This window comes from Arthrobacter sp. KUASC02, from assembly GCF_059739395.1.
Genome location: NZ_AP046053.1, coordinates 4,584,180 through 4,605,695, shown reverse-complemented (window position 1 = coordinate 4,605,695; position 21,516 = coordinate 4,584,180). Strand labels below are relative to the sequence as shown.

The 21,516-nt window shown below is 67.1% G+C and carries 18 protein-coding genes and 1 tRNA gene; 9 read left to right on the top strand and 10 right to left on the bottom strand.

Features of this window, described 5'->3' with window-relative positions; all coding sequences use genetic code 11:
* Positions 1-95: 95 nt before the first annotated feature.
* Both AC6JAC_RS21165 and AC6JAC_RS21160 read left to right on the top strand, forming a co-directional pair.
* The gene (locus AC6JAC_RS21165) at positions 96-1,226 is read left to right on the top strand and encodes a ferredoxin reductase (protein WP_028270359.1); all 1,131 of its coding nucleotides are present in this window, start codon (positions 96-98) and stop codon (positions 1,224-1,226) included.
* Positions 1,227-1,239: 13 nt separating this feature from the next.
* Positions 1,240-2,484, top strand: a complete 1,245-nt coding sequence (locus AC6JAC_RS21160; protein ID WP_231511132.1) for a fatty acid desaturase family protein — start codon at positions 1,240-1,242, stop codon at positions 2,482-2,484.
* Between the two features lie 100 nt (positions 2,485-2,584).
* Here AC6JAC_RS21160 and AC6JAC_RS21155 read toward each other — a convergent pair whose 3' ends face one another.
* From AC6JAC_RS21155 to AC6JAC_RS21130, 6 genes are all read right to left on the bottom strand, one after another.
* Entirely contained in the window at positions 2,585-3,226 is a 642-nt protein-coding gene (locus AC6JAC_RS21155) for a class I SAM-dependent methyltransferase (protein ID WP_497966528.1), read from the bottom strand.
* 15 nt (positions 3,227-3,241) lie between these two features.
* Positions 3,242-5,440, bottom strand: a complete 2,199-nt coding sequence (locus AC6JAC_RS21150; protein WP_497966526.1) for a heavy metal translocating P-type ATPase — start codon at positions 5,438-5,440, stop codon at positions 3,242-3,244.
* Positions 5,441-5,526: 86 nt separating this feature from the next.
* Positions 5,527-7,047 (bottom strand): multicopper oxidase family protein, encoded by a 1,521-nt coding sequence (locus AC6JAC_RS21145; protein ID WP_497966899.1) that lies wholly within the window; start codon positions 7,045-7,047, stop codon positions 5,527-5,529.
* 134 nt (positions 7,048-7,181) lie between these two features.
* Positions 7,182-7,511 (bottom strand): SHOCT domain-containing protein, encoded by a 330-nt coding sequence (locus AC6JAC_RS21140; RefSeq protein ID WP_454697332.1) that lies wholly within the window; start codon positions 7,509-7,511, stop codon positions 7,182-7,184.
* Between the two features lie 122 nt (positions 7,512-7,633).
* Positions 7,634-9,007 (bottom strand): DNA repair protein RadA, encoded by a 1,374-nt coding sequence (gene radA / locus AC6JAC_RS21135; protein WP_028270365.1) that lies wholly within the window; start codon positions 9,005-9,007, stop codon positions 7,634-7,636.
* A gap of 74 nt (positions 9,008-9,081) precedes the next feature.
* Complete coding sequence (locus AC6JAC_RS21130) at positions 9,082-10,209, bottom strand: FUSC family protein (protein WP_454697333.1); 1,128 nt, start codon at positions 10,207-10,209, stop codon at positions 9,082-9,084.
* A gap of 236 nt (positions 10,210-10,445) precedes the next feature.
* Here AC6JAC_RS21130 and pstS point away from each other — a divergent pair, with 236 nt between their 5' ends.
* From pstS to pstB, 4 genes are all read left to right on the top strand, one after another.
* Complete coding sequence (gene pstS, locus AC6JAC_RS21125) at positions 10,446-11,567, top strand: phosphate ABC transporter substrate-binding protein PstS (protein WP_028270367.1); 1,122 nt, start codon at positions 10,446-10,448, stop codon at positions 11,565-11,567.
* A 193-nt stretch (positions 11,568-11,760) separates the two neighbouring features.
* Positions 11,761-12,693, top strand: coding sequence for a phosphate ABC transporter permease subunit PstC (pstC, locus tag AC6JAC_RS21120; protein WP_028270368.1), 933 nt, complete (start codon positions 11,761-11,763; stop codon positions 12,691-12,693).
* The gene (gene pstA / locus AC6JAC_RS21115) at positions 12,694-13,803 is read left to right on the top strand and encodes a phosphate ABC transporter permease PstA (RefSeq protein ID WP_028270369.1); all 1,110 of its coding nucleotides are present in this window, start codon (positions 12,694-12,696) and stop codon (positions 13,801-13,803) included.
* Between the two features lie 45 nt (positions 13,804-13,848).
* Entirely contained in the window at positions 13,849-14,628 is a 780-nt protein-coding gene (gene pstB / locus AC6JAC_RS21110) for a phosphate ABC transporter ATP-binding protein PstB (RefSeq protein ID WP_028270370.1), read from the top strand.
* A 136-nt stretch (positions 14,629-14,764) separates the two neighbouring features.
* On the opposite strand, the gene AC6JAC_RS21105 is transcribed toward pstB, so the two are convergent.
* From AC6JAC_RS21105 to AC6JAC_RS21095, 3 genes are all read right to left on the bottom strand, one after another.
* Positions 14,765-15,781 (bottom strand): inorganic phosphate transporter, encoded by a 1,017-nt coding sequence (locus AC6JAC_RS21105; protein WP_028270371.1) that lies wholly within the window; start codon positions 15,779-15,781, stop codon positions 14,765-14,767.
* A 1-nt stretch (position 15,782) separates the two neighbouring features.
* Complete coding sequence (locus AC6JAC_RS21100) at positions 15,783-16,400, bottom strand: DUF47 domain-containing protein (RefSeq protein ID WP_028270372.1); 618 nt, start codon at positions 16,398-16,400, stop codon at positions 15,783-15,785.
* 362 nt (positions 16,401-16,762) lie between these two features.
* On the bottom strand, positions 16,763-17,422 hold the full coding sequence (locus AC6JAC_RS21095) for a hypothetical protein (protein WP_028270373.1): 660 nt from the start codon (positions 17,420-17,422) through the stop codon (positions 16,763-16,765).
* 243 nt (positions 17,423-17,665) lie between these two features.
* Here AC6JAC_RS21095 and AC6JAC_RS21090 point away from each other — a divergent pair.
* A tRNA-Lys gene (locus tag AC6JAC_RS21090) sits at positions 17,666-17,738 on the top strand.
* A 72-nt stretch (positions 17,739-17,810) separates the two neighbouring features.
* Here the strand turns inward: AC6JAC_RS21090 and AC6JAC_RS21085 are convergent.
* Complete coding sequence (locus tag AC6JAC_RS21085) at positions 17,811-18,614, bottom strand: dioxygenase family protein (protein WP_028270374.1); 804 nt, start codon at positions 18,612-18,614, stop codon at positions 17,811-17,813.
* A gap of 217 nt (positions 18,615-18,831) precedes the next feature.
* On the opposite strand from AC6JAC_RS21085, the gene AC6JAC_RS21080 reads away from it, so the two are divergent.
* Positions 18,832-20,490 (top strand): substrate-binding domain-containing protein, encoded by a 1,659-nt coding sequence (locus tag AC6JAC_RS21080; RefSeq protein WP_028270375.1) that lies wholly within the window; start codon positions 18,832-18,834, stop codon positions 20,488-20,490.
* A gap of 4 nt (positions 20,491-20,494) precedes the next feature.
* Positions 20,495-21,508: a LacI family DNA-binding transcriptional regulator gene (locus AC6JAC_RS21075; RefSeq protein ID WP_497966521.1), complete on the top strand. Its 1,014-nt coding sequence runs from the start codon at positions 20,495-20,497 to the stop codon at positions 21,506-21,508.
* Positions 21,509-21,516 lie beyond the last annotated feature (8 nt).

Here is a 21,516-nt window from a genome sequence, read left to right as displayed (position 1 = left end):
GACTTCCATAAGTTGTTTCGGGGGAACAGTTTAGAACGTTCGATCGTATGCCTTGGGAGAAGAAATATGCCTCGATCCAACATAAGGTTAATAACATGATCCGGCTCCGTAAGCTGGCGCGCGCCGCATCTGTACTGACCACCCCGCTAGCTCCAGAAGATATTCTGTCGCTGTTCAATCCTGTGTTTTCCGCCCGCCAGTTGCGCGGCGTGGTTACCAGGGTGGTCGCCGAGACGGCCGATTCCGCCACTATCTTCTTCCGTCCCGGCCGCGGCTGGAAAGCCCACCAGGCCGGCCAATGGGCGCGCATCGGCGTCGAACTCGACGGCGTGCGGCACTGGCGTTCCTATTCGCTGAGCGCCCCCGCCGGCCAGGACCCTGCCATCACGGTGACCGACGTGGGCGCCGTTTCCGGCGTCCTGGTCCGCGACACCCGCCCCGGTGATGTCCTGTTCCTGGCGCCGCCGCAGGGCGACTTCGTCCTCCCCGAGCACCCCCGCCCGCTGCTGATGCTTACCGCCGGCAGCGGCATCACCCCCGTCATGTCCATGGTGCGCACGCTGGTGCCGCACCGTCCGGATGCCGACGTCGTCCTGATCCATTCAGCCCGGACCCCGGAAGACAGCATTTTCCGGGAAGAGCTGTCCGAGCTTGCCGACCAGTTCCCCAACTTCAAGGTCACGCACTGGTTCACCGGCGAACGCGGCCGGGTGGACTTTTCCTCCGCCGCCGTCCTCGACGAACTCTGCCCGGACTGGCGCCACCGCGCAGCCTATGCCTGCGGGCCCGAGGGTTTCCTGGACGACGCCGAGGCGCTGTGGTCCGCAGAAGCAGCCGCAGCGGCGGCCGAAGGTTCCACCGGTTCCGAAGCCGGTGGGTCCCACCAGCCGGAAGGGCCGTTTGCGGCCGACCCGATCAACCTCATCATCGAACGCTTCACCACCAGCCTGGCGGCCGGTGCAGGGCACGACGGCGGACTGGTCACCTTTGAAGCCTCCGACCGCGAGGTGGAGGCAGACGGCGGCACGCCGCTCCTCGACGTCGGCGAAGACGCCGGCGTGCTGATGCCCAGCGGCTGCCGGATGGGCATCTGCCACAGCTGCCTCATCCCCCTGCGGGCGGGGCATGTCCGCGACCTCCGCACCGGCGAAGTCCACGGCGAGCCGGGCCAACTAATCCAGACGTGTGTATCGGCAGCCGCCGGACCCGTTAACCTCGACATTTGAGGAGCACCACCGCATGGCAATAGTTACTAACCACGAAGCCGAGACCACGGAAGACGCCGTTGTGCCGTCCTCGCGCGACGATGCTGCCCTGAAGGCGGACGGCGCAGCTGCGGCTGCCGCCGGCGCCCAGGCTGCCAAGACCCGTCGGGGGGCGCTGGCCACCTCCGGCAGCCCGCTGGTCCGACCGCCGGCCGCGGCGCACCTCTCCGACGAGCAGGTGGCCGAACTGGGGCGCGAACTCGACGCCATCAAGGACGACATCCTGGCCAAGCGCGGAGCCTCCGACGCGGCGTACATCCGCCGCATGATCAAGATCCAGCGCGCCCTGGAGATCTCTGGCCGCGCCACGCTCCTGGTCAGCCGGAACAAGGGTGCCTGGTTTGCCGGCACCACCCTGCTGAGCCTTGCCAAGATCCTCGAAAACATGGAGATCGGGCACAACGTGCTGCACGGCCAGTGGGACTGGATGCGGGACCCGGACATCCACTCCACCACCTGGGAATGGGACTTCGTCACCCCGGCCCGCGCCTGGCAGCACACGCACAATGACCTGCACCACCGCTGGACCAACGTGGTGGGCAAGGACAATGACGTCGGATACAACCTCCTGCGCATGGACCCCCAGCAGGAGTGGAAGCCGTTCAACCTCGGCAACCCGCTGTACAACGCGATCCTGGCGCCGGTCTTCGAGTGGGGCATCGCGATCTACGACCTCGAGCTGCAGGACTTCAAGGACGGCAACAAGTCCAAGGAAGCCCTGGTCAAGGACCTCAAGGCACTCGGCGTCAAGGCGCTAAAGCAGTTCACCAAGGATTACGCCGCCACCCCCGCGGTTGCCATGCTGACCGGTTCCGGCAAGCAGGCCCTCTACGGCACGCTGACGGCCAACGCGGTACGCAACGTTTGGGCCCACGCAGTGATCTTCTGCGGCCACTTCCCCGAGGGGACGGACACCTTCACCGAGGAAATGGTGGAAGGTGAGACCCGCGGCGACTGGTACGTCCGGCAGATGATCGGCTCGGCCAACATCTCCGGTTCCAAGCTCATGCACCTGATGACCGGCAACCTGTCGCACCAGATCGAGCACCACCTCTTCCCGGACATTCCGTCCAACCGGTATGCCGAGGTGGCGCCGAAGGTGCAGGAGATCTGCAAGCGCTACGGCCTGCCGTACACCACCGGGCCGATGTGGAAGCAGGTCGGCTCCACCTGGGCCAAGGTCTTCAAGCTGGCACTGCCGGGCGGCGGCAAGGCCTAACGGCCGACCGTTGCTTCCCGGAAGGGCGCCTGCCATTGCGGCAGGCGCCCTTCTTTGTCTTTCCCGGGAGCATCCTGCCGGCGATCCCTGAGCCGGGGGCCTATTCCCGGGGCTTGGCCGCCGTGCCAAGAATGTGGGCGACCCGCGGATTGCCCGGGAGGGCAGAGAAGCCGAAGCGCTCCACGTCCTGCAGCGTGAGCCCCGCTGCCGCGATTCCCGCGGCGGTGTCTCGGTTCAGGTGGCATCCTCCTCCGAGCCGGCTCCACAGCGGTGTGAGCAGGTCCTCGACGGCTGCGAGCACCCGGTGTGCCGAGCGGACGTGTTCATAGAACAGCAGGAGGCCGCCGGGCCGGAGAACCCGCAGTACCTCGGCCAGCGCTGCTGCCTGGTCCGCCACGCTGCACAGGACTAGGCTCGAGACCACCACGTCCACGGATTCGTCGCCCGCAGGGAGGGCCTCCGCCACGCCGTCGTTAACCGTGACGGGAACCGGGGCTTTGACGGCCTCGGCCACCGCCAGCGCCCGCAGCGTTGCGTCCGGTTCGAGCGCCAGCACCCCGGTCACGGCCGAGGGGTAGAAGGGGAAAGTGGCGCCGTAGCCGGCCCCGATTTCGACGACGGCGCCGTAGGCCGCCCCGACGAGGCGCCGGCGGTGGGCTGCCGCTCCGCGGGCGTCCATGCGCGGACCCACGCGGGCAAAGTATTGCCCGTAGGAGGAATTTCCGGCGCTGGTTTCCGGCATCGGTTCCTCCCTTGCTCAGCGCACCTGGGCGGGATTGAGCTTCAGCCGGCGCAGCAGCTGGGCGTTGAGGGCCACCACAATTGTCGAGGCGGACATCAGCACGGCGCCGGCCGCGGGGGAGAGGACCACCCCGGCGAAGGCGAGCACCCCGGCAGCCAGCGGCACCGCCAGGATGTTGTAGCCGGTGGCCCAGACGAGGTTCTGCCACATTTTGCGGTAGCTTGCCCGGGACAGGTCCACCATGGACAGCACCGCCCGCGGATCGTTGCCGGCCAGGACCACGCCGGCGGATTCCACCGCCACGTCGGTCCCTCCTCCGATCGCGATCCCCACCTCCGCCCTGGCCAGGGCGGGGGAGTCGTTGACGCCGTCGCCCACCATGGCCACCCGGAGCCCGCGCCCCTGGAGTTCGGCGACCTTCTTGTCCTTGTCCGCCGGAAGCACTTCCGCGAACACCTCATCGATCCTGAGGTCCGCCGCGACGGCCCGGGCCACCTGTCGTGCATCCCCGGTGATCATGGCCACCTTGATGCCGCGGTTCTGCAGGGCCGCGACGGCCTGCCGGGACTCCGGTCGCACGGCGTCTTCGAGGCTGACGGCGCCCAGTACCCGCCCGCCGTCGTCCACGACGTGGAGGACCGCGGCCCCGCGGTCCATCCAGGCTCCCGTGACGGCGGTGAGCGCGGGCGGTTCGGCGGCTCCCAGTTCACGGAGCAGGGCCGGACCGCCCACGTACACGGTTCTCCCGTCAACGCTGGCACGGACGCCGCGGCCGGTCATGGAGCTGAAGTCGCTGGCTGCCGGGATAGTCAGGCCCCGGCTGCGGGCGGCGGCGACGATGGCCCGGGCCACCGGGTGCTCGCTGTCCGATTCCACGGCGGCGGCCAGGGCCAGGAGCCCGTCCCGGTCCGTGCCATCAGCTGCGGCGAGGTCCATGACTTCAGGCTCACCCTTGGTCAGGGTCCCGGTTTTGTCGAAAAGTACGACGTCGACGGTCCGCATGCGCTCCAGCGCCATCCGGCTCTTGATCAGCACGCCTGCCCGGGCCGCCCGTTCCGTGGAGATGGCGATCACCAGGGGGATGGCGAGACCCAGTGCGTGGGGGCAGGCAATGACCAGCACCGTCACGGTGCGAGTGACGGCGTCGGGAAGGCTGCCCAGCAGCGTCCACACGACGAAAGTGATGGCGCCGGCACCGGCCGCGAAGTAGAAAAGAAACGCCGCCGCCCTGTCAGCGAGGGCCTGTGCCCGGGAGGAGGACGCCTGCGCTTCGGCAACAAGCCGCTGGATCCCGGCCAGGGCCGTATCCTCGCCGATGGCGGTCACCTGCACCCTGACGGCATTGTCCGTAGCGATCGTGCCGGCCACCACAGGGTCGCCCGGCGAACGCAGCACGGTCTTGGATTCACCCGTGATCATGGATTCGTCGAACTCAGCCTGACCCTCGCTCACGGTGCCGTCCGCCGGCATCCGCCCGCCCGAGCGGACCAGGATCAGATCGCCGGACCGGAGCTCGGAGACCCCCACCGTTTCGGTGCCCGTGTCCGTGATGCGTTCGGCCTCGTCGGGAAGCAGGGCGGCCAGGGCATCCAGTGCCCCCTGCGCCGAGCCGAGCGCCCGCATCTCGATCCAGTGGCCCAGCAGCATGATGGCAACAAGGAGCGCGAGTTCCCACCAGAAGTCCAGGTCGAAGCCGCCGATCCCCAGGCTGGTGGCCCAGGACGCGCCGAAGGCCACCGTGATGGCCATGCCGATGAGCAGCATCATGCCGGGCTTCCGGGCTTTGAGTTCGTTGAACCCGCCGCGGAGGAACGGCTGGCCGCCGTACACGAAGATCACCGTGCCCAGGACCGGCGGAATCCAGCTGGAACCCGGGAAGGCCGGCGGCATGTAACCCAGGAGGTCACCGAACATCGGGCTGAAGAAGACCACTGGTACGGCCAGGGCAAGGGTCAGCCAGAACCTGTTCTTGAACATCGCCACGCTGTGCCCGGCGTGCTGGCCGTGGCTGTGGACCATGTGCTCGTCGTCAACAGGCCCCTTGCCGTCGGGATGACGGCCCTGGTGCATGGCGTGATCCGGTGCGTGCTGGCCGGGATCGCTGGGATGGCCGGGACTGCTGGTATGGCCGGTGTGGCCAGCGTGCGGCTGGCCGTCATTCGGCGCTGCGTTCAATCCTGTTTTCAATGGGCCTGCACCGTGGCGGGGGTCCATAATGCGCTCCTTTGGGACGTCACCCTTGATGGCCTTGATTAACCGCAAACATACCCCCTGGGGGTATGTTTGGCAACAGCTTCCTGCTAACGGACTTCGATCACGCCCATCATTCCGAGGTCCTCGTGATCCAGGATGTGGCAGTGGTAGACGGAACGGCCGGCGAAGTCGTTGAACGCCACCCTGACCTTCACCCGACCCTGCGCCGGGACATTGACCACGTCCCGCCACTCCGGCTGTTCCAGCGGGCGGCCGCCCTCCTCAACGACCTGCATCCGCCAGACGTGCAGGTGGAACGGATGGTCCATGGGGCTGGGGTTGGTCAGCGTCCATTCCTCCACGCTCCCCGCCGCCACCGTGGTGTCCGTCCTGGCCGGGCTGAACTCGCGGCCGTTGATGGTGAAGCCCATCATGCCCCCGCCCATGCCCATTCCCATGCCTGCGCCGGAGGAGAGGGTGAGCTGCCGGTGCGCAGCCACGGCGGCTGTCCTAAGGTCGTCCGGTTCCCTCACGGCAGGCAACGGCGTCTGGGGCGAGGGGGACGGCACCAGCGGCGACGGCGGCGACGCTGTTGAGGGTGCGGCGCTTCCCGCCACTCGCAACGTTGCGAGTGCCGCGGCTGCCGCACCCGGCCGGCTTGTCTGCCGGGGCCCGGGGCCCTGCCCCATCATGCCGGCCATGGTGCCCCGGTCGTAATACGCGGCCCGCAGCACTGCGTTTCCGGCGGCTGTGGTCACCAGCAGATCGGCCCGGTTGCCGGGTGCCAGGAACAGTTCCTCCACGTCCGACGGCGTACGGTACCGGCCCGAGTCCATTCCCAGCAGTTGCAGTTGCTGGCCGTCCAGCCGCAGCGACAGATAGCGGGCCACGCAGGCGTTGATGATGCGCCACCGCTCGCGCGTCCCCGGCACTGCGGTGAAGCCCGGATTGCTTTGTCCGTTGACCAGGACGATTTCGCCTTCCCTGCCCAGCATCCGCTCCATCTGCGAAACGCGGGCAACGTTTCCTGCGCCGTCGAGTGTGGTGTCCGAAACGACCAGTACGCGCTCGGCGCTGACTGCGATGGGTTCCGGGTCCTCCACGATGATCGCGCCAAAGAGTCCGGCGAAAATCTGGTCGGCAACCGTGCCGTGGTGGTGCGGGTGGTACCAGTACACTCCCGGAGGGTGGTCCGCGGGCAGCCGGTACTCGTACTCATGGACGGCGCCCGGATTTACCATAACGAACACGTTGTCCCCGGAGCCCTCGGGGGAGACGTGCAGTCCGTGGACATGCAGGTTTGTTGCCTGGTCCAGGTTGTTGGCCAGCCGGACGTTCAGCAGGTCGCCCGGCCGCAGGCGAAGTGTGGGACCCGGAATCCCCCCGTTATAGCCAAGGGTCCGGACCTGCTGCCCGGCGAGCTGGAACTGGCCGGGGCCCGCCTCGAGCCGGACTTCCAGCCTGCCTCCGGAACTGCGCAGCTCGGATGGCTGGGACAGTTCGGCTCCGGTTACGGGGGCCGTCCTGGACGATGACCGGGTGGCCAGCGACCACCACAGCCCTGCTCCACCCGCCGCCGTGGCGGCCGCCCCGAGACCGCCCAGAAGCAGGGCGCTGCGCCGGCTCAGGGGCCGGAGGACGGGATGGTGCGCTAGGGGTTGCGGCCTGACGGGTGGCAGGTCCGGTGGCGTACTGGCGGGTTGTTGCGGGCCCGGTGGCAGGTCCGGTTGCGGGTCCGCGGGCGGCACGCTGGCAGGAGGCACTACGGTTCCTCGCCGAGTACCCTGACCTGCTCGCGGTACTGGTCAGCGGTCAGCTCCCCTTTGGCAAAACGTTCGTCGAGGATCTGCCGGGCCCGGCTGCGTCCCCCGGCTCCGCCAAATCCTGGCCCGCCAAATCCGGGACCGCCGGGGCCCGGCCAAGGACCGCCGGGTCCCGGCTGACCAGGGTGGTTGAAGCCGCCGCTTTGGAACCCGCCGCGGCCGCCGGCGAACAAGCGCACTGCAACCAGGACGAGCAGGGCTATGCCCACCAGCATCAGCACGCCCCACAGCCACATCCAGCCCATGTCCGGACCGTAACCCCACATCATGGCTGCTCCCTCCGTGGCCTGCTGTTCGTGCGCCAAGTCCTACCCCAAGGGTGCGCCCCTTCCGCGGCCTCCGCTAGGGTCCTAAGTCGCTGATGCACGCCCCGGCCCGTCCACCACCTGCTTCAGCTGATGAGCAGACCCAGGGCCTCGGCCAGGTGGCCCACTTCCCGGACGGAGAAGCCGGCCGGAACCGGTCCCGGACCGTTGGGGCTGGATGGAACCACGGCATGCGTGAAGCCCAGCCGGTGGGCCTCCTGGATGCGCTGGTTGATGCCCGGAACAGGGCGGACTTCACCGGCCAGGCCCACCTCGCCGAAGGCGATCAGCCGGGTGGGCAGGGGCTTCTTCGCCTTGGCCGAGGCCACGGCCAGAGCCACGGCCAGGTCGGTTGCCGGTTCGCTGAGCTTCACGCCGCCCACTGTTGCCACGTAGGAATCATCCTTGTGCAGCAGGCAGCCGGCGCGCTGCTGGAGCACTGCGAGGAGCATGGCCACCCGGGAACTGTCCAGGCCGCTGGTGGCGCGGCGCGGCTGTGAACTGGCGCTCTCGGCCAGCAGCGACTGCACCTCGGCCAGCAACGGCCGGCGGCCTTCCAGGGTCACCGTGATGCAGGTGCCGGACACGGGCTCCTTGGTCCGGGAAACAAACAGCCCGCTGGGATCGGCAAGGCCCACGATGCCGTCCTCGTTGAGGTCGAAGCAGCCGACGTCGTCCGTGGGGCCGTAGCGGTTTTTTACCGCCCGCAGCAGCCGGAGCCGTGAGTGGCGCTCGCCTTCGAACTGGCAGACCACGTCCACCAGGTGCTCCAGCAGGCGGGGGCCGGCGATGGAGCCGTCTTTGGTTACGTGCCCCACCAGCAGGGTGGTCATGTTGCGGCGCTTGGCCGCGGCGATGAGGGAGGCCGCCACTTCCCGCACCTGCGAGACGCCGCCGGCGCTGCCGTCGACGTCGGCGCTGCTGAGCGTCTGGACAGAGTCCACCACCAGCAGCCGCGGCTCCAGCTTCTCCACCTGCCCGAGCGCCTGGCCCAGGTCCGTTTCGGCCGAAAGATAGAGGGACTCCGCAACAGCATCGATCCGGTCCGCCCGCAGCTTGACCTGTGCAGCGGATTCCTCGCCCGTGATGTAGAGGACGTCCTGCGCGGTGCGGGCGAACTTGGCCGCAACATCCAGCAGCAGCGTGGACTTGCCCACGCCGGGTTCGCCGGCCAGCAGGATGACCGCGCCCGGAACAAGGCCGCCGCCCAGCACACGGTCCAACTCGTCCACACCGGTTGGAAGGAACGCCGCGGTGGTGGCATCGACGTCGGCGATCCGGCGGGCCGGCTCCAGGACGGTGGTGGCCGCCGTCGTGCGTGCAACGGCGGCACCGGTTTCCTCCACGGTGCCCCAGGCCTGGCACTCGCCGCAGCGCCCCACCCATTTGACGGTGGTCCAGCCGCATTCGGCGCATTTGTAGGCCGGGGCTTTGGACGCCCGGGAAGTCTTGGTTGCCATTGCTCCACCCTATCCGGGGGCAGTGACACTCCTGGTGATCGAGCCGGTCTTGACGGGCGCGACCACTGGCCGCGCTACAGCGGCGGCAGGATGTCCCGGGCTTCCTTGGAGTCCATTCCGGTGGCTTCGAGCAGGTCCACCATCAGCGGGCGGAACAGCATGACCACCGTTTCGCCCTCGAGCCGCTGCACGTCCAGCATCCGCGGGTGCAGCCGTCCGGCGATTTCGGTCAGCTCCAGCCGGGACGTCCGGAGGTGGGCGCGCCGGACACCTTCGTGCATTTCAGCGAGGCCCAGGGACAGTTCGTCGATGGCGGCCGCGGTTTCCTGCAGGACCTCCGCGATGTTCTCCGTGGCCTCGTCCGAGAGGGCGGCGTGGTTGATGGCGCTGGTCAGCCGGCGCGCGAAAACCCGGCTGTTACGGAGCGCCAGGTCGATGTAATCCAGCGATTGCTCCAGCCTGCCGATCTCGTCGCGATGCCGCCGGTATGCCGGGGCCAGCGTGGCCACCTCACCGGAGGCGCGCAGCGACTGGCGCATCGCGTCCACCAGCGGCTGGCAGTTCCGGCCGCGGACAAGGGCGTGCCACGCCTCGGTGGAGTCGCTGTTCGTCAGCGCGGACGCACAATCACGCAGCACTTCCGCAAGTTCGTGCAGTAGCTTCTGCACATCCTTCCGGGGTTCCCGCCGGGGATCCTTCGGCACCAGGACGGTGAAGAGCAGCGCGAACAGGCCGCCCACGATTGCGTCGATACTCCGGGTGAACGGCCCCCCGGCCGGGGCCGGGAGCAGCACCACCAACAGCGACTGCAGCCCCAACTGCGTGGTGAAAATGTTGCCGCTGTCCAGGAAACGTGCCAGCAGGATGGAGATAAGAAGTACGACGGCGGCAACCCAGATATCGCCGCCCAGCCAGTGGCGGAGCAGGTCACCCACCGCGATGCCGATGGTGCAGCCCAGCCCCACCTCCATCACCCTGCGCAGCCGTGGCTCGCGGGAGAATCCCAGCGCAATCAGCGATGACGTCGCCGCGAACAGCGGGCCTGAATGGCCAAGGACGTATTCGGCGAACGCATACGCGCCCACGGCGCAGACTGTCATCTGGATGGCCGGCACCAGGGAATTCCGGCTACGGACCATCCCGGTGCGGATCCTGGTTCGGAGGAATTTTCTGCTTGCGGAAATTCCAGTCGGTGGGGCCATGCGTTCCAGTCTATTCACTGGCGTTGCACTACGGCCGGAGATGTGATGTGCGCAATGGTGACGCTGCACATGTAAGCCGATGTCCCGCCGTCGTTAACCCTCCGTTCACCTTGGTCCCCACATCCCGTTACCTAAGGCCCATAACTTCAATAAAGGTACAAAAAGTACGCAACTTCTTCTGTTCGGACGTCTCCGGTCCGGCACGCATCAGAAAATCCCTGGAAGGGGTACATCTAGTGAAGGCACTCCGCTTCGGCCGCCACGCGGCTATCGCTGTCATCGCAGCCGGCGCACTCGCGCTCACCGCCTGTGGTTCCGACAACGCGACGAACACGGCACAGTCCGGTACTCCGTCTGCCTCGGGCGCCAACGTCACCGGCACCCTGACCGGCATCGGCGCTTCCTCCACCGGCGCAGCAATGGATGCCTGGAAGGCCGGCTTCGCTTCCGCCAACCAGTCCGCCTCCGTGCAGTACTCCCCGGACGGTTCCGGCGCGGGACGCAAGGCCATCATCGACGGTTCGGCGCAGTTCGCCGGTTCCGACGCCTACCTCAAGGATGAGGAGCTCGCCAGCTCCAAGGAAAAGTGCGGCCCCGAAGGCGCCATCAACATCCCGGTCTACATTTCCCCGATCGCCATCGCGTTCAACATCCCGGATGTCAAGGAACTGAACCTCGACGCCACCACGGCTGCCAAGATCTTCCGCGGCGAAATCGCCAACTGGAACGACCCCGCGATCGCCGCCCTCAACCCGGATGCCAAGCTGCCGGACCTGAAGGTCACGCCGGTCAACCGCTCCGATGACTCCGGCACCACCACCAACTTCACCGACTACCTGGCTGCCGCCGCTCCCGAGGTCTGGACCGACAAGGCTGCAGGCATCTGGCCCGCTTCCCTGAAGGGCGAGAACGCCAAGGGCACCTCCGGCGTCGTCAAGACCGTCACCGACACCCCGGGCGCCGTGACCTACGCTGATGACTCCGCCGTGGGCGGCAAGCTGGGCACCGCCGCCATCAAGGTGGGCGAGGAGTTCGTCAAGATCTCCCCCGACGCCGCTGCCAAGGCTGTAGAAGCCGGCAAGCCGGTTGACGGCCGCGCCGCCACCGATGTTGCCATCAAGCTGGACCGCAAGACCACCGCCGCCGGCGCCTACCCGGTTGTCCTGGTTTCCTACCACGTTGTCTGCACCACGTACGACAAGAAGGAAACCGTTGACCTGGTCAAGGCCTTCGAAAGCTACGTAGTGTCCGACGCCGGCCAGAAGGCCGCCGCCGACGCCGCGAAGTCCGCGCCGCTGTCCAAGACCCTGCAGGACAAGGCCGTTGCTGCCATCGAATCCATCAAGGTCAAGTCCTAGGGAATTCGCTGCACAGCGAGGCATAGTGGAAACACGAGCCTGAACCAGGTTCCCTGTCCCGGAGGGGCGGTCACAGACCGCCGTTCCGGGGCAGGGAACCTAGGTGTTTGTCCGAAGTAAAGCCAGTTTCACCGCTGCTTGCCGGATTATCCGGACGAGGCAGTCGGTTCTATTCGAACCCAGAGGATCGTTTGTGACCACCACCTCCCTGACAAAGTCCCGGGGCGCAGGGCGCGCCGGAGACAAGGTCTTTTCCGGAGCCGCCCTGGCCGCAGGATGCCTGATCCTTGCCGTGCTCTTCGGCGTTGCCCTGTTCCTGGTAGTCCAGGCCATCCCGGCCCTCGTGGCCTCGCCGGACAAGATCCAAGGCGGCGAAGGCTTCTTCGCCTACATCTGGCCGATCGTCATCGGCACCGTGATCGCAGCAATCATCGCGCTGGTCATCGCCACGCCCGTGGCCATCGGAGTTGCGCTGTTCATCTCGCACTTCGCACCGCGCGGCCTCGCCTCCGGCCTGGGCTACGTGATCGACCTCCTGGCCGCCATCCCGTCGGTGGTCTACGGCGCCTGGGGTGCCGCGTTCCTGGCCAAGGAAATCTCCCCGGCCTACGACTGGCTGGCCAACAACATGGGCTGGCTGCCCATCTTCCAGGGCCCAGCGTCCGCCACCGGCAAGACCATCCTCACCGCCGGCATCGTGCTGGCCGTGATGGTCCTGCCCATCATCACGTCCCTGAGCCGCGAAATTTTCCTGCAGACCCCCAAGCTGCACGAGGAAGCCGCACTGGCATTGGGTGCCACCCGCTGGGAAATGATCAAGATGGCCGTTCTTCCGTTCGGCCGCCCGGGCATCGTGAGCGCCGTGATGCTTGGCCTGGGCCGCGCCCTCGGCGAGACCATGGCCGTGGCGCTGGTGCTCTCCTCCGGCGCCCTCACCGCCAGCCTGATCCAGTCCGGCAACCAGACCATCGCCGCTGAAATCGCCCTGAACTTCCCGGAGGCCAGCGGCCTGAAGGTGAGCACGCTGATCGCGGCGGGCCTGGTCCTGTTCGTCATCACGCTGGGCGTCAACATGATTGCCCGCTGGATCATCAGCCGGCACAAAGAATTCTCGGGAGCCAACTAAATGACCTCCACCCTTACTCCGGTCCGCAAGCGTTCCGCCCTCACCAAGGGACAGCTGCCCAAGTTCGCGCCCTACGTCGTCCTGGCCCTCGCCCTGGTGGTCGGCGCCGCCATCATGGCCGTCATCGGCTTCAACGCCTTCGGCTGGGGTATTGTCGCCGCCATCCTGTTCACCGCCGGCCTGGTGGGCTGGAGCGCCGCCGTCGAAGGGGGCCGCAAGGCCAAGGACAAACTGGCCACCTGCCTGGTGGTCGGTTCCTTCCTGGTGGCCCTGCTGCCGCTGATCTCCGTGATCCTGACCGTCCTGATCAACGGGCTCCCCGGGCTCCTGGACCCGGGCTTCCTCAACACGTCCATGAACGGCGTCACCGGCGCCTTCGACAACAAGAGCGTGGAGCAGGGCGCACCCGTCATGGGCGGCATCTACCACGCCCTGATCGGCACCATCCAGATCACCCTGCTGGCCACCGTCATCTCCGTGCCCGTGGGCCTGCTGACCGCCGTCTACCTGGTCGAGTACGGCGAGGACCGCCCGCTGGCCCGTGCCATCACGTTCTTCGTGGATGTCATGACGGGCATCCCGTCGATCGTCGCCGGCCTCTTCGCCGCCGCGTTCTTCTTTGCAGTCGTGGGGCCGGGCACCAAAACGGGGGCCGTTGCCGCCGTCGCGCTTTCCGTCCTGATGATCCCGGTGGTGGTGCGTTCCAGCGAGGAAATGCTCAAGATCGTGCCCAACGAGCTCCGCGAGGCGGCGTACGCCCTGGGCGTCCGCAAATGGCGGACCATCCTCAAGGTGGTCATTCCGACGGCGATCTCCGGCATCGCGTCCGGCGTCACCCTGGCGATCGCCCGCGTGATCGGCGAAACGGCTCCGATCCTGGTGACCGCAGGCTTCGCCACGAGCATCAACACCAACGTGTTCAGCGGCTGGATGGCTTCGCTGCCCACGTTCATCTACACCCAGATCCTGAACCCCACCTCGCCGTCCAATCCGGATCCGTCCTCGCAGCGGGCCTGGGGTGCCGCGCTGGTGCTCATCATCCTGGTCATGCTGCTGAACCTCGGCGCACGGCTCATCGCCAGGATCTTCGCACCCAAGACCGGCCGCTAGTCCGCCGGTAAAATTCAATTCGTATCCAGCAAGTGAAGGAATACCATGTCTAAGCGCATCGACGTCAAGGATTTGAACGTCTACTACGGCAAGTTCCTGGCCGTTGAGGACGTCAACATCAACATCGAGGCCAAGTCCGTCACGGCATTCATCGGCCCGTCCGGCTGTGGCAAGTCCACTTTCCTGCGGACGCTGAACCGCATGCACGAGGTGATTCCGGGTGCCCGCGTGGAAGGCGAGGTGCTGCTGGACGGGGACAACCTTTACGGCCCCGGCGTTGACCCCGTGACCGTGCGTTCGCAGATCGGCATGGTGTTCCAGCGGCCCAACCCGTTCCCCACCATGTCCATCCGGGACAACGTCCTGGCCGGCGTGAAGCTGAACAACCAGAAGATGTCCAAGGGCGAGGCCGATGCCCTGGTGGAGCGCTCCCTGCAGGGCGCCAACCTGTGGAACGAAGTGAAGGACCGCCTGGCCAAGCCGGGATCCGGCCTTTCCGGCGGCCAGCAGCAGCGCCTCTGCATTGCGCGCGCCATCGCGGTGGAGCCGCAGGTCATCCTGATGGACGAACCCTGCTCCGCACTGGACCCCATCTCCACGCTGGCCATTGAGGACCTCATCAACGACCTCAAGGACCAGTACACGGTGGTCATCGTTACCCACAACATGCAGCAGGCGGCACGCGTCTCGGACCGGACCGCGTTCTTCAACATCGCCGGAACCGGCAAGCCGGGCAAGCTGATTGAAGTGGGCGATACCCACACCATCTTCAGCAACCCCACCCAAAAGGCCACGGAAGACTACGTCTCCGGCCGCTTCGGATAGTCCCCAGCCGCTCCCCAGGCTCGCAAGCTCGCCCGGGGACCCCTGCGGCTGTGGGCCCACCCGCCACGTCATCGGTTGCTCCGTAACCGCCGTTTTGGAACCTCAAAACGGCGTCTGCGGAGCAACCGATGGTCTTTTAAAGGTCCGTGAGGGGCGAGAGGGACAGTTCCAGCACGAAGGCCGCCGCTGCCGTCAGCACCGGCGTGAGGACCCAGAAGGCCAGGATCTTCAGGACCAGCCGGCGGTTGGTCACCGGGAAGCCCTGGTTGCTGCCGGCACCCAGCACAGCCGCCGTCACGGTGTGCGTGGTGGACACCGGCCAGTGCAGCCCGATCGCGCCGAGCAGCAGCAGGACCGAGCTGTACAGCTGGGCCACGAAGCCGCGGAGCGGATCGATCCGGGTGAGCTTGTAGCCGATGGTGTAGGAAATGCGCCAGCCCCCGGCCAGGGTCCCCGCCGTGAGCATCGCAGCGGTGAGCAGAGGCACCCACCCAGGCATGGCGGCGCCGTCGGACAGCCCCGCGGCGAGGAGCGCCAGGAGCAGCACCGCACCCGTCCGCTGTCCGTCCTGCAGGCCGTGGCCGAAGGCGACAGCTCCGGCGGCGATGGCCTGGGTACGGCGGGAGCGGCTGTTCACCACGCTGGGAGGCGTGTAGCGGGCCGCCCAGGTGGCCGGCCAGACCAGCAGATAGGCGCCCACAAAAGCGAGCACGGGGGAGAGCAGGAGCGGCAGCACCACCTGGAACAGCAGCGAGTTGTTCACGCCGTCCACGGCATTGCCGCCCACCAGCACGCTGGCCAGGCCCGCGCCCGCCAGCCCGCCCACCAGGGCGTGCGTGGAGGAGGACGGAATACCGCGCCACCATGTGTAGACGCCCCACACCACGGCGCTGAGCAGGCCCGCGATGAGGATGGTCAGCCCGTTTTCGCCCGGCGGCAGCGAGATCCAGGTCCTGCTGACCTGCAGGGCCAGGAGCCCGCTCAGTGCGGCCCCGGCGAAGTTGAAGAGGGCGGCCAGCAGGACCGCCACGGTGGGTGTCAGTGCCCTTGTGCGCACGGCCAGCGCCACGGACGTTGACGCGTCCCTGAAGCCGTTCAGGAAGGCGAACGCGGCGGCGAACAGGACCACCACGGCGAAGAAAAACAGGGTCACGTCAGGATTCCTTGACGATGATGCTGCCCACCTGGGTGGCGATGCGCCGCATGTCCTTCGTGACTTCCACCAGCTGGTTGGCGACGTCCCTGTTGCGTGCGTACTGGGACCACTTCATGTCCTTGATCATGTCCGCTACCCACACCCGGTGGGTCCGTTCGGCGCGCTTGGCCAGGCGGAGGATCTCGATCCAGTAATCCTCGAGGTCGTCCAGGTCGTTCAGCCGCCGCATGGCGTCCACGGTGAGCTCGGCCTGCCGGCTGATGACTTCCAGCTGGTCGGCAGCGCGCTTGGAGAGGCGCTCGAGTTTGTACAGGGCCACCAGTTCGGCTGCGGCGTCCAGCTTTTCCATGGCCTCATTGAGGTAGCGGGAGAGGGCGTACATGTCCTCGCGGGGGAGCGGGTTCACGAAGCTGGTGCGCATGTGGGTCAGCAGCGCGAACTGCAGCTCGGCGGATTTGGCCTCGTGGTCGTGCATGTCTTCGACCAGGCGGTTGTGCTCTGTGGCCGGGACGCCGAGGATTTCGGCCAGGGTTCCGGTGCCGAGGACGATTTGGCGGGCCATCTGCGAGAGCAGGTGCAGCCCCGCGGGCTCCTGCGGAAAGAGGCGGAGCCTCACCTTCTGATTCCGGCGTAGGTAGGGAGCGGCATGGAATGTGGCCCCGGGGCCATGTGACTTGACGTTGACCCGCACATGGGGATTACTTTACCGGCTGATTCATCCGGGCATGAAAGTGGTGCCGAACCGGATACGCCTCTCGGCGGTAGGCCGCTCTAGGCGGCTAAATGTTGAAGCCCGGGGGTTTCGCGGTTCGGCACCGGTTTCAGTTTTCTACTTTGGCTGAACCAAGTCAACATTGACAGCCGGGCTCCTCCGTGCGTAACAGTGGGAGACTTGCGCAGCGTGCTCCGCCCGCACCAATGCCAGGCAGGGGCGGGGCGAAAGCCGGGCAGGGGAGGGGCGGTCCGGCTGCGGGGCCGTCAGTCCAGTTCGCCCAGCCGCCAGGCGTTTGCGGCGTGCTCGAGGTCCTCGGCGGTCTTCACCAGGAGGTGGGAATTGCGGGTCAGTTTGCTGGCGTGGTTCTCGTTGCTGTGTTCGGCGCCATCCGCCAGTGTGGCTTGGCCCAGGGCCACCACGCGGCAGAAGGCGGCGGAACGTTCCAGCGCGACGTCGAACTCGCCGTCGAACGCTCCGGAGAGGATGGCGTCCGCCATCGTCTTCATTTCGTCCGCTCCCGGCGGCTCGGCAGCACCCGCAACCACATTGGAAACCTGCGCCGTGTCCTTGCCCGCCTTGAAGTAGACGGAGATGCGCTCGGGGTCCTGGATGGTGGCGGCGCGCAGCGCGTACAGGCGCCAGAGGGCGCCGGGCAGGGAGCGTGCGGGGCTTTCGGCCCACATTTCGGCGATGGCTTCCAGGCCCTGCTCATCGGCCAGCTTGACGAGGCGCTTGGTCACCTTGGGATCGTCGCTGTCGCGGCCGTGGCGCACCAGTGCCTGGGCCGCCAGGTGCGCAGCTTCGGACACCCGGGCAGGGTCCGCGCCGCCCGCGAACGGTTCGAAGTCGATGGGCGCAAAAGGCTTGGGCTTGTGATGCCGGTTTGCGCCGCCGTAGGCCTTGGGTCCTGCTTGCTCGCTCATGCCCCCACGCTACTCCTGTGCTGTTCTGTTATCGAGCTTGCCGCCGGGCGGCTTAAGGAGTATTGAGGGAGGCTGCGGATGCCATCGTTACTGGTCGGGTGGCGTGTTTAACGTACGACGGCGCCGCGCGCCGTTGTGCCAAAGCTGCCCTTGGCGTGCGGTACAGTATTTAACGTCCAGAAATGGACTGGGCTGATGGTCCGTTTGCGTGCGCTTGCCGCGCGCAAAGGTGGCAGTCAGCTGGGGCCTTTAGCTCAGTTGGTAGAGCATCGGACTTTTAATCCGTGGGTCGTGGGTTCGATCCCCACAGGGCCCACTCTTTTAGCGAAGAGTGGAAAACCTCCGGCATCCTGGCGACAGGAGGCCGGAGGTTTTTTGTTGCCCGGAACTACTTGCCGGTGAGTGTCCACGAGCGCTTGGAGAGGCCGAACCAGAAGCCGTCGATGGCCGTTTTCGCCTTCAGGTCGCCGGATTCGTAGGCTGCGCCCAGGGCTACGTAGAGCGGAGCCCAGTGCTCGCTGCGGGGATGCGCTTCACGGGCGGCCGGTGCCTTCTTGAGGAAGTCCAGGATGGAGTCGACGTCGCCGGCCGCCATGGTTTCCTCGGCCCAGTGGTCGAACTCGCTTGAAACGGAGGGCGGCGTGGTGTCCGGCCCGGCTGCCGGGTTGAACCAGCGGAGGTTGTGCGTGGTGAAGCCCGATCCCACGATGAGCGTGCCGCGGTCCCGCAGCGGCGCCAGCGTCTTGCCCAGGTTGAACAGGCCCTGCGGATCCAGGGTGGGCATGGACATCTGAAGCACGGGGATGTCGGCCTCGGGGAACATTTCCACGAGCGGCACGTAGGCGCCGTGGTCCAGGCCGCGTTCCTCGTCCCGCTCCACGTGGTGCCCGTGGGTGGAGACGAGCTTCTCCACTTCGGTGGCCAGCTCCCCGGCCTGGGGTGCGTTGTAGGTGACGTCGTAGTACTTCTGCGGGAAACCCCAGAAGTCGTACACCAGCCCCGGGTTCCGGGTGGTGGCGCTGAGGGTCACCGGCGCGTTTTCCCAGTGCGCGGACACCATCAGGATGTCCTTCGGCTTGCCGAAGGTGCCCGACCACGCGCTGAGCTCGCTGGTCCAGCGGGCGTCGTCGGCCAGGGGAGGAGCTCCGTGGCTCAGGAAGAGTACCGGCGGGCGGTCAAGTGTCTGCGTCATGTTTCTATTCTAGGATCATTTACTTGAAACTTCAACTATCATTTTCGATGGTTGCGCGGCATTGATTGCCGGGGCATGGGCGGATGTGATGCCAGCCACTCACTTACGTATACTGGAACGGTTTTGCAGCCAGACTTGGGGCTTCCCGCTAGCAAGGGATAGTGGCCGGCAAACGCCTCCCGCCCATCAGGATCCCCAGCAGTTAGGTACCGCGCCCATGTCAGGTCGCCGAGCAGCAGGCCCCCAGCGCCACGGCCGATTCCCCCGCAAGTCACCGTTCTTCTGGCCCAGGATCCTGATGATCACCGGCGTGGTGGTGGCCATTGCCGTTGCCGCCGCGGCTGTCCTCTGGATCACCGGGAACCGGTCGCCGCTGGCCGCCCAGCGGTGTGAGGTCCCTGCGGAAGTACGCGTCGGCGCCGATGCCACCATCGCACCTGCGCTGGAGAGCGCGGCTGCTAAAGTGCCCGCCGAGGCCTGCGTGAAATACACGATCGAAACCCGGACGCAGCCTGAGCTTGCCGCGACAGTGGCCGCGGGCAAGGACGCCCCGGATCTGTGGGTGGCCGACTCGGCCGTCCGGGTGCAGCGCGCGGGGGCTGCCATGGTGCCTGAGATCGCCGTGCCGTCCCTGGCTTCGACGCCCGGTGTGATTGTTGGGCGCCAGGGGGAAGTTCCCGGATTTGCCACCTGGATGAGCGCCCTGCAGACGCGCGGCGTCCGGTTCAGCGACCCGCTGGTGACCGGGAGCGGGGAAGTGGCGCTGCTGGGCGCGCTCTCCGAAGTGGAGGCCGGACGCGCGGAAGCGAAGACGCTGCAGGCTGCCACCGCGCAGCTGGCCCAGAGCGAGAGCCAGCGCACGGGAGAGAAGCTGACCGACGCCAAACAGCTCGAAGCGGTGGCTGCCGGAGGGGGATTCGCCATCGTTACCGAGCAGGCCTGGCTGTCCTTCGCGCAGACGCCGGCCGGCGCCAAGCTTGCCGCGTCGATGCCGCACACCGGGTCGGTGTCCTTGGACTACCCCGTGGCACTCACCGCCGCAGGCAGGGCGCGCGGCGGTGCTGCCGCGGACGCCGCCAAGGCCCTGGCATCCGCCCTGGCAACCGAGGAGGGGATGAAGGCGCTCGCCGATACCGGCCTTCGGCCCGTGGACGGCAGCCGCACGCCGGACCAGAAGGGCGTGGGCAGCGTTGCGGCCCTCAAGCCGGCGTCGTCGGAATCGGTGCAGCGGACGCTCAAAGGCTGGTCCCTGCAAGCCATTCCCTTCAGGTCGCTGGTGGTTATGGACGTGTCCGGTTCCATGAACTTCCAGGCGGGGGAACAGACCCGCATGCAGCTCACCCAGCAGGCGGCCATTGCCGGCAGCAAGCTGTTTCCCAACACCGCAGCCCTGGGAATGTGGGCGTTTTCCATTGGGCTGGGCGGCGGCAGCCAGGACTACGTGGAGCTCGATCCCATCCGGAAAATGGACCAGCTGGTTGGCGGCGTCACGCAGCGCGACCGCCTGGTGGCCGATATCTCCGGGCTGGACAAGCGGACCGGCGGTGCCACGGGGCTCTACGACACGACCCTTGCCGCCTACCGCACCGTCAAGGCGAACTACGATGCCCGCGCCGTCAACAGCGTCATCCTGTTTACCGACGGCGCCAATGAAGATCCGGACTCACTCAGCCTCGAGGAATTGCTCGAAGCCCTGGAGCGCGAACGTGACCCCGCCAAGCCCGTGGTGATCGTCAGCATCGGCATCACCGAGGACGCGGACGCCGAGACCCTCCGGAAGATCTCGGACGTCACCGGCGGCACGAGCTATGTTGCGAGGAATCCGGAGGACATCCCGAGCGTTTTCGTGGATGCGCTGCAGGCTCGCGCACAATAGCTTCATGGCTAACAGCAGCGAGCGGCGCCTTCCGCGACTTGAAGACGTGGCGGAACGTGCCGGCGTCTCGCACCAGACGGTGTCCCGCGTCATCAACAACCACCCCAACGTCAGCAAGGTGACCAGGGAACGCGTTGAGGCTGCCATCGCCGAGCTGGGGTACCGGCGCAACACCGCTGCGCGCAGCCTGGTGACGCGGCGTTCGCACACCATCGGCGTCCTGGCCAGCGAGCTGTCCCAGTACGGACCCGCCAACACCCTCCTCGGGGTGGAGCAGGCCGCCCGCGATGCCGGCTATTTCGTGAGCATTGCGGCCATCCGCGAGGTCAGCGCGGAGTCGATCAGCGATGCGGCGCGCCACTTCATGGACCAGGGCGTGGACGGAATCGTGGCACTGGTTCCGCACACCGGGACGCTGCAGGCCCTGGAGAACCTGAACCTGGACGTGCCCGTGGTGGTGGTGGGGTCCAGCGGCGAAGGCCGGTTCAGCGGCGCCATGGTGGACCAGAAACTGGGTGCCCGGCTCGCCGTCGAGCATTTGATTGAGCAGGGCCATAAGCGCATCGGGCATATCTCCGGGCCCCGGGACTGGATCGACGGCGCGGAGCGCGCCGAAGGCTGGCGCGAGGCGCTGGTGCAGGCGGGACTGGCTGACGACCTGATCGTCGAAGGCGATTGGAGCGCCGGCAGCGGCTACGGCATCGGCCAGCAGCTCGCCGTTGCGCATGCAGCCACCGCGGTTTTCGTGGGCAATGACCAAATGGCATTGGGCCTGTTGCGGGCGTTCGGCGAAGCGGGCGTGCGGGTGCCGCAGGACGTCTCCGTCGTAGGGTTCGACGACCAGCCGGAAGCGGGCTATTTCACGCCGCCGCTCACTACGGTCCGCCAGGACTTCGAGGAACTTGGCCGGCGCTGCATGGACATGATGCTGGCCCTCCTCGAAGACGGCGCCGGAGCGGGCGCCACGGTGGTGGAGCCCCGGATCGTGGTGCGGGCAAGCACCGCCCCGCCCGCCTGACCAAACCC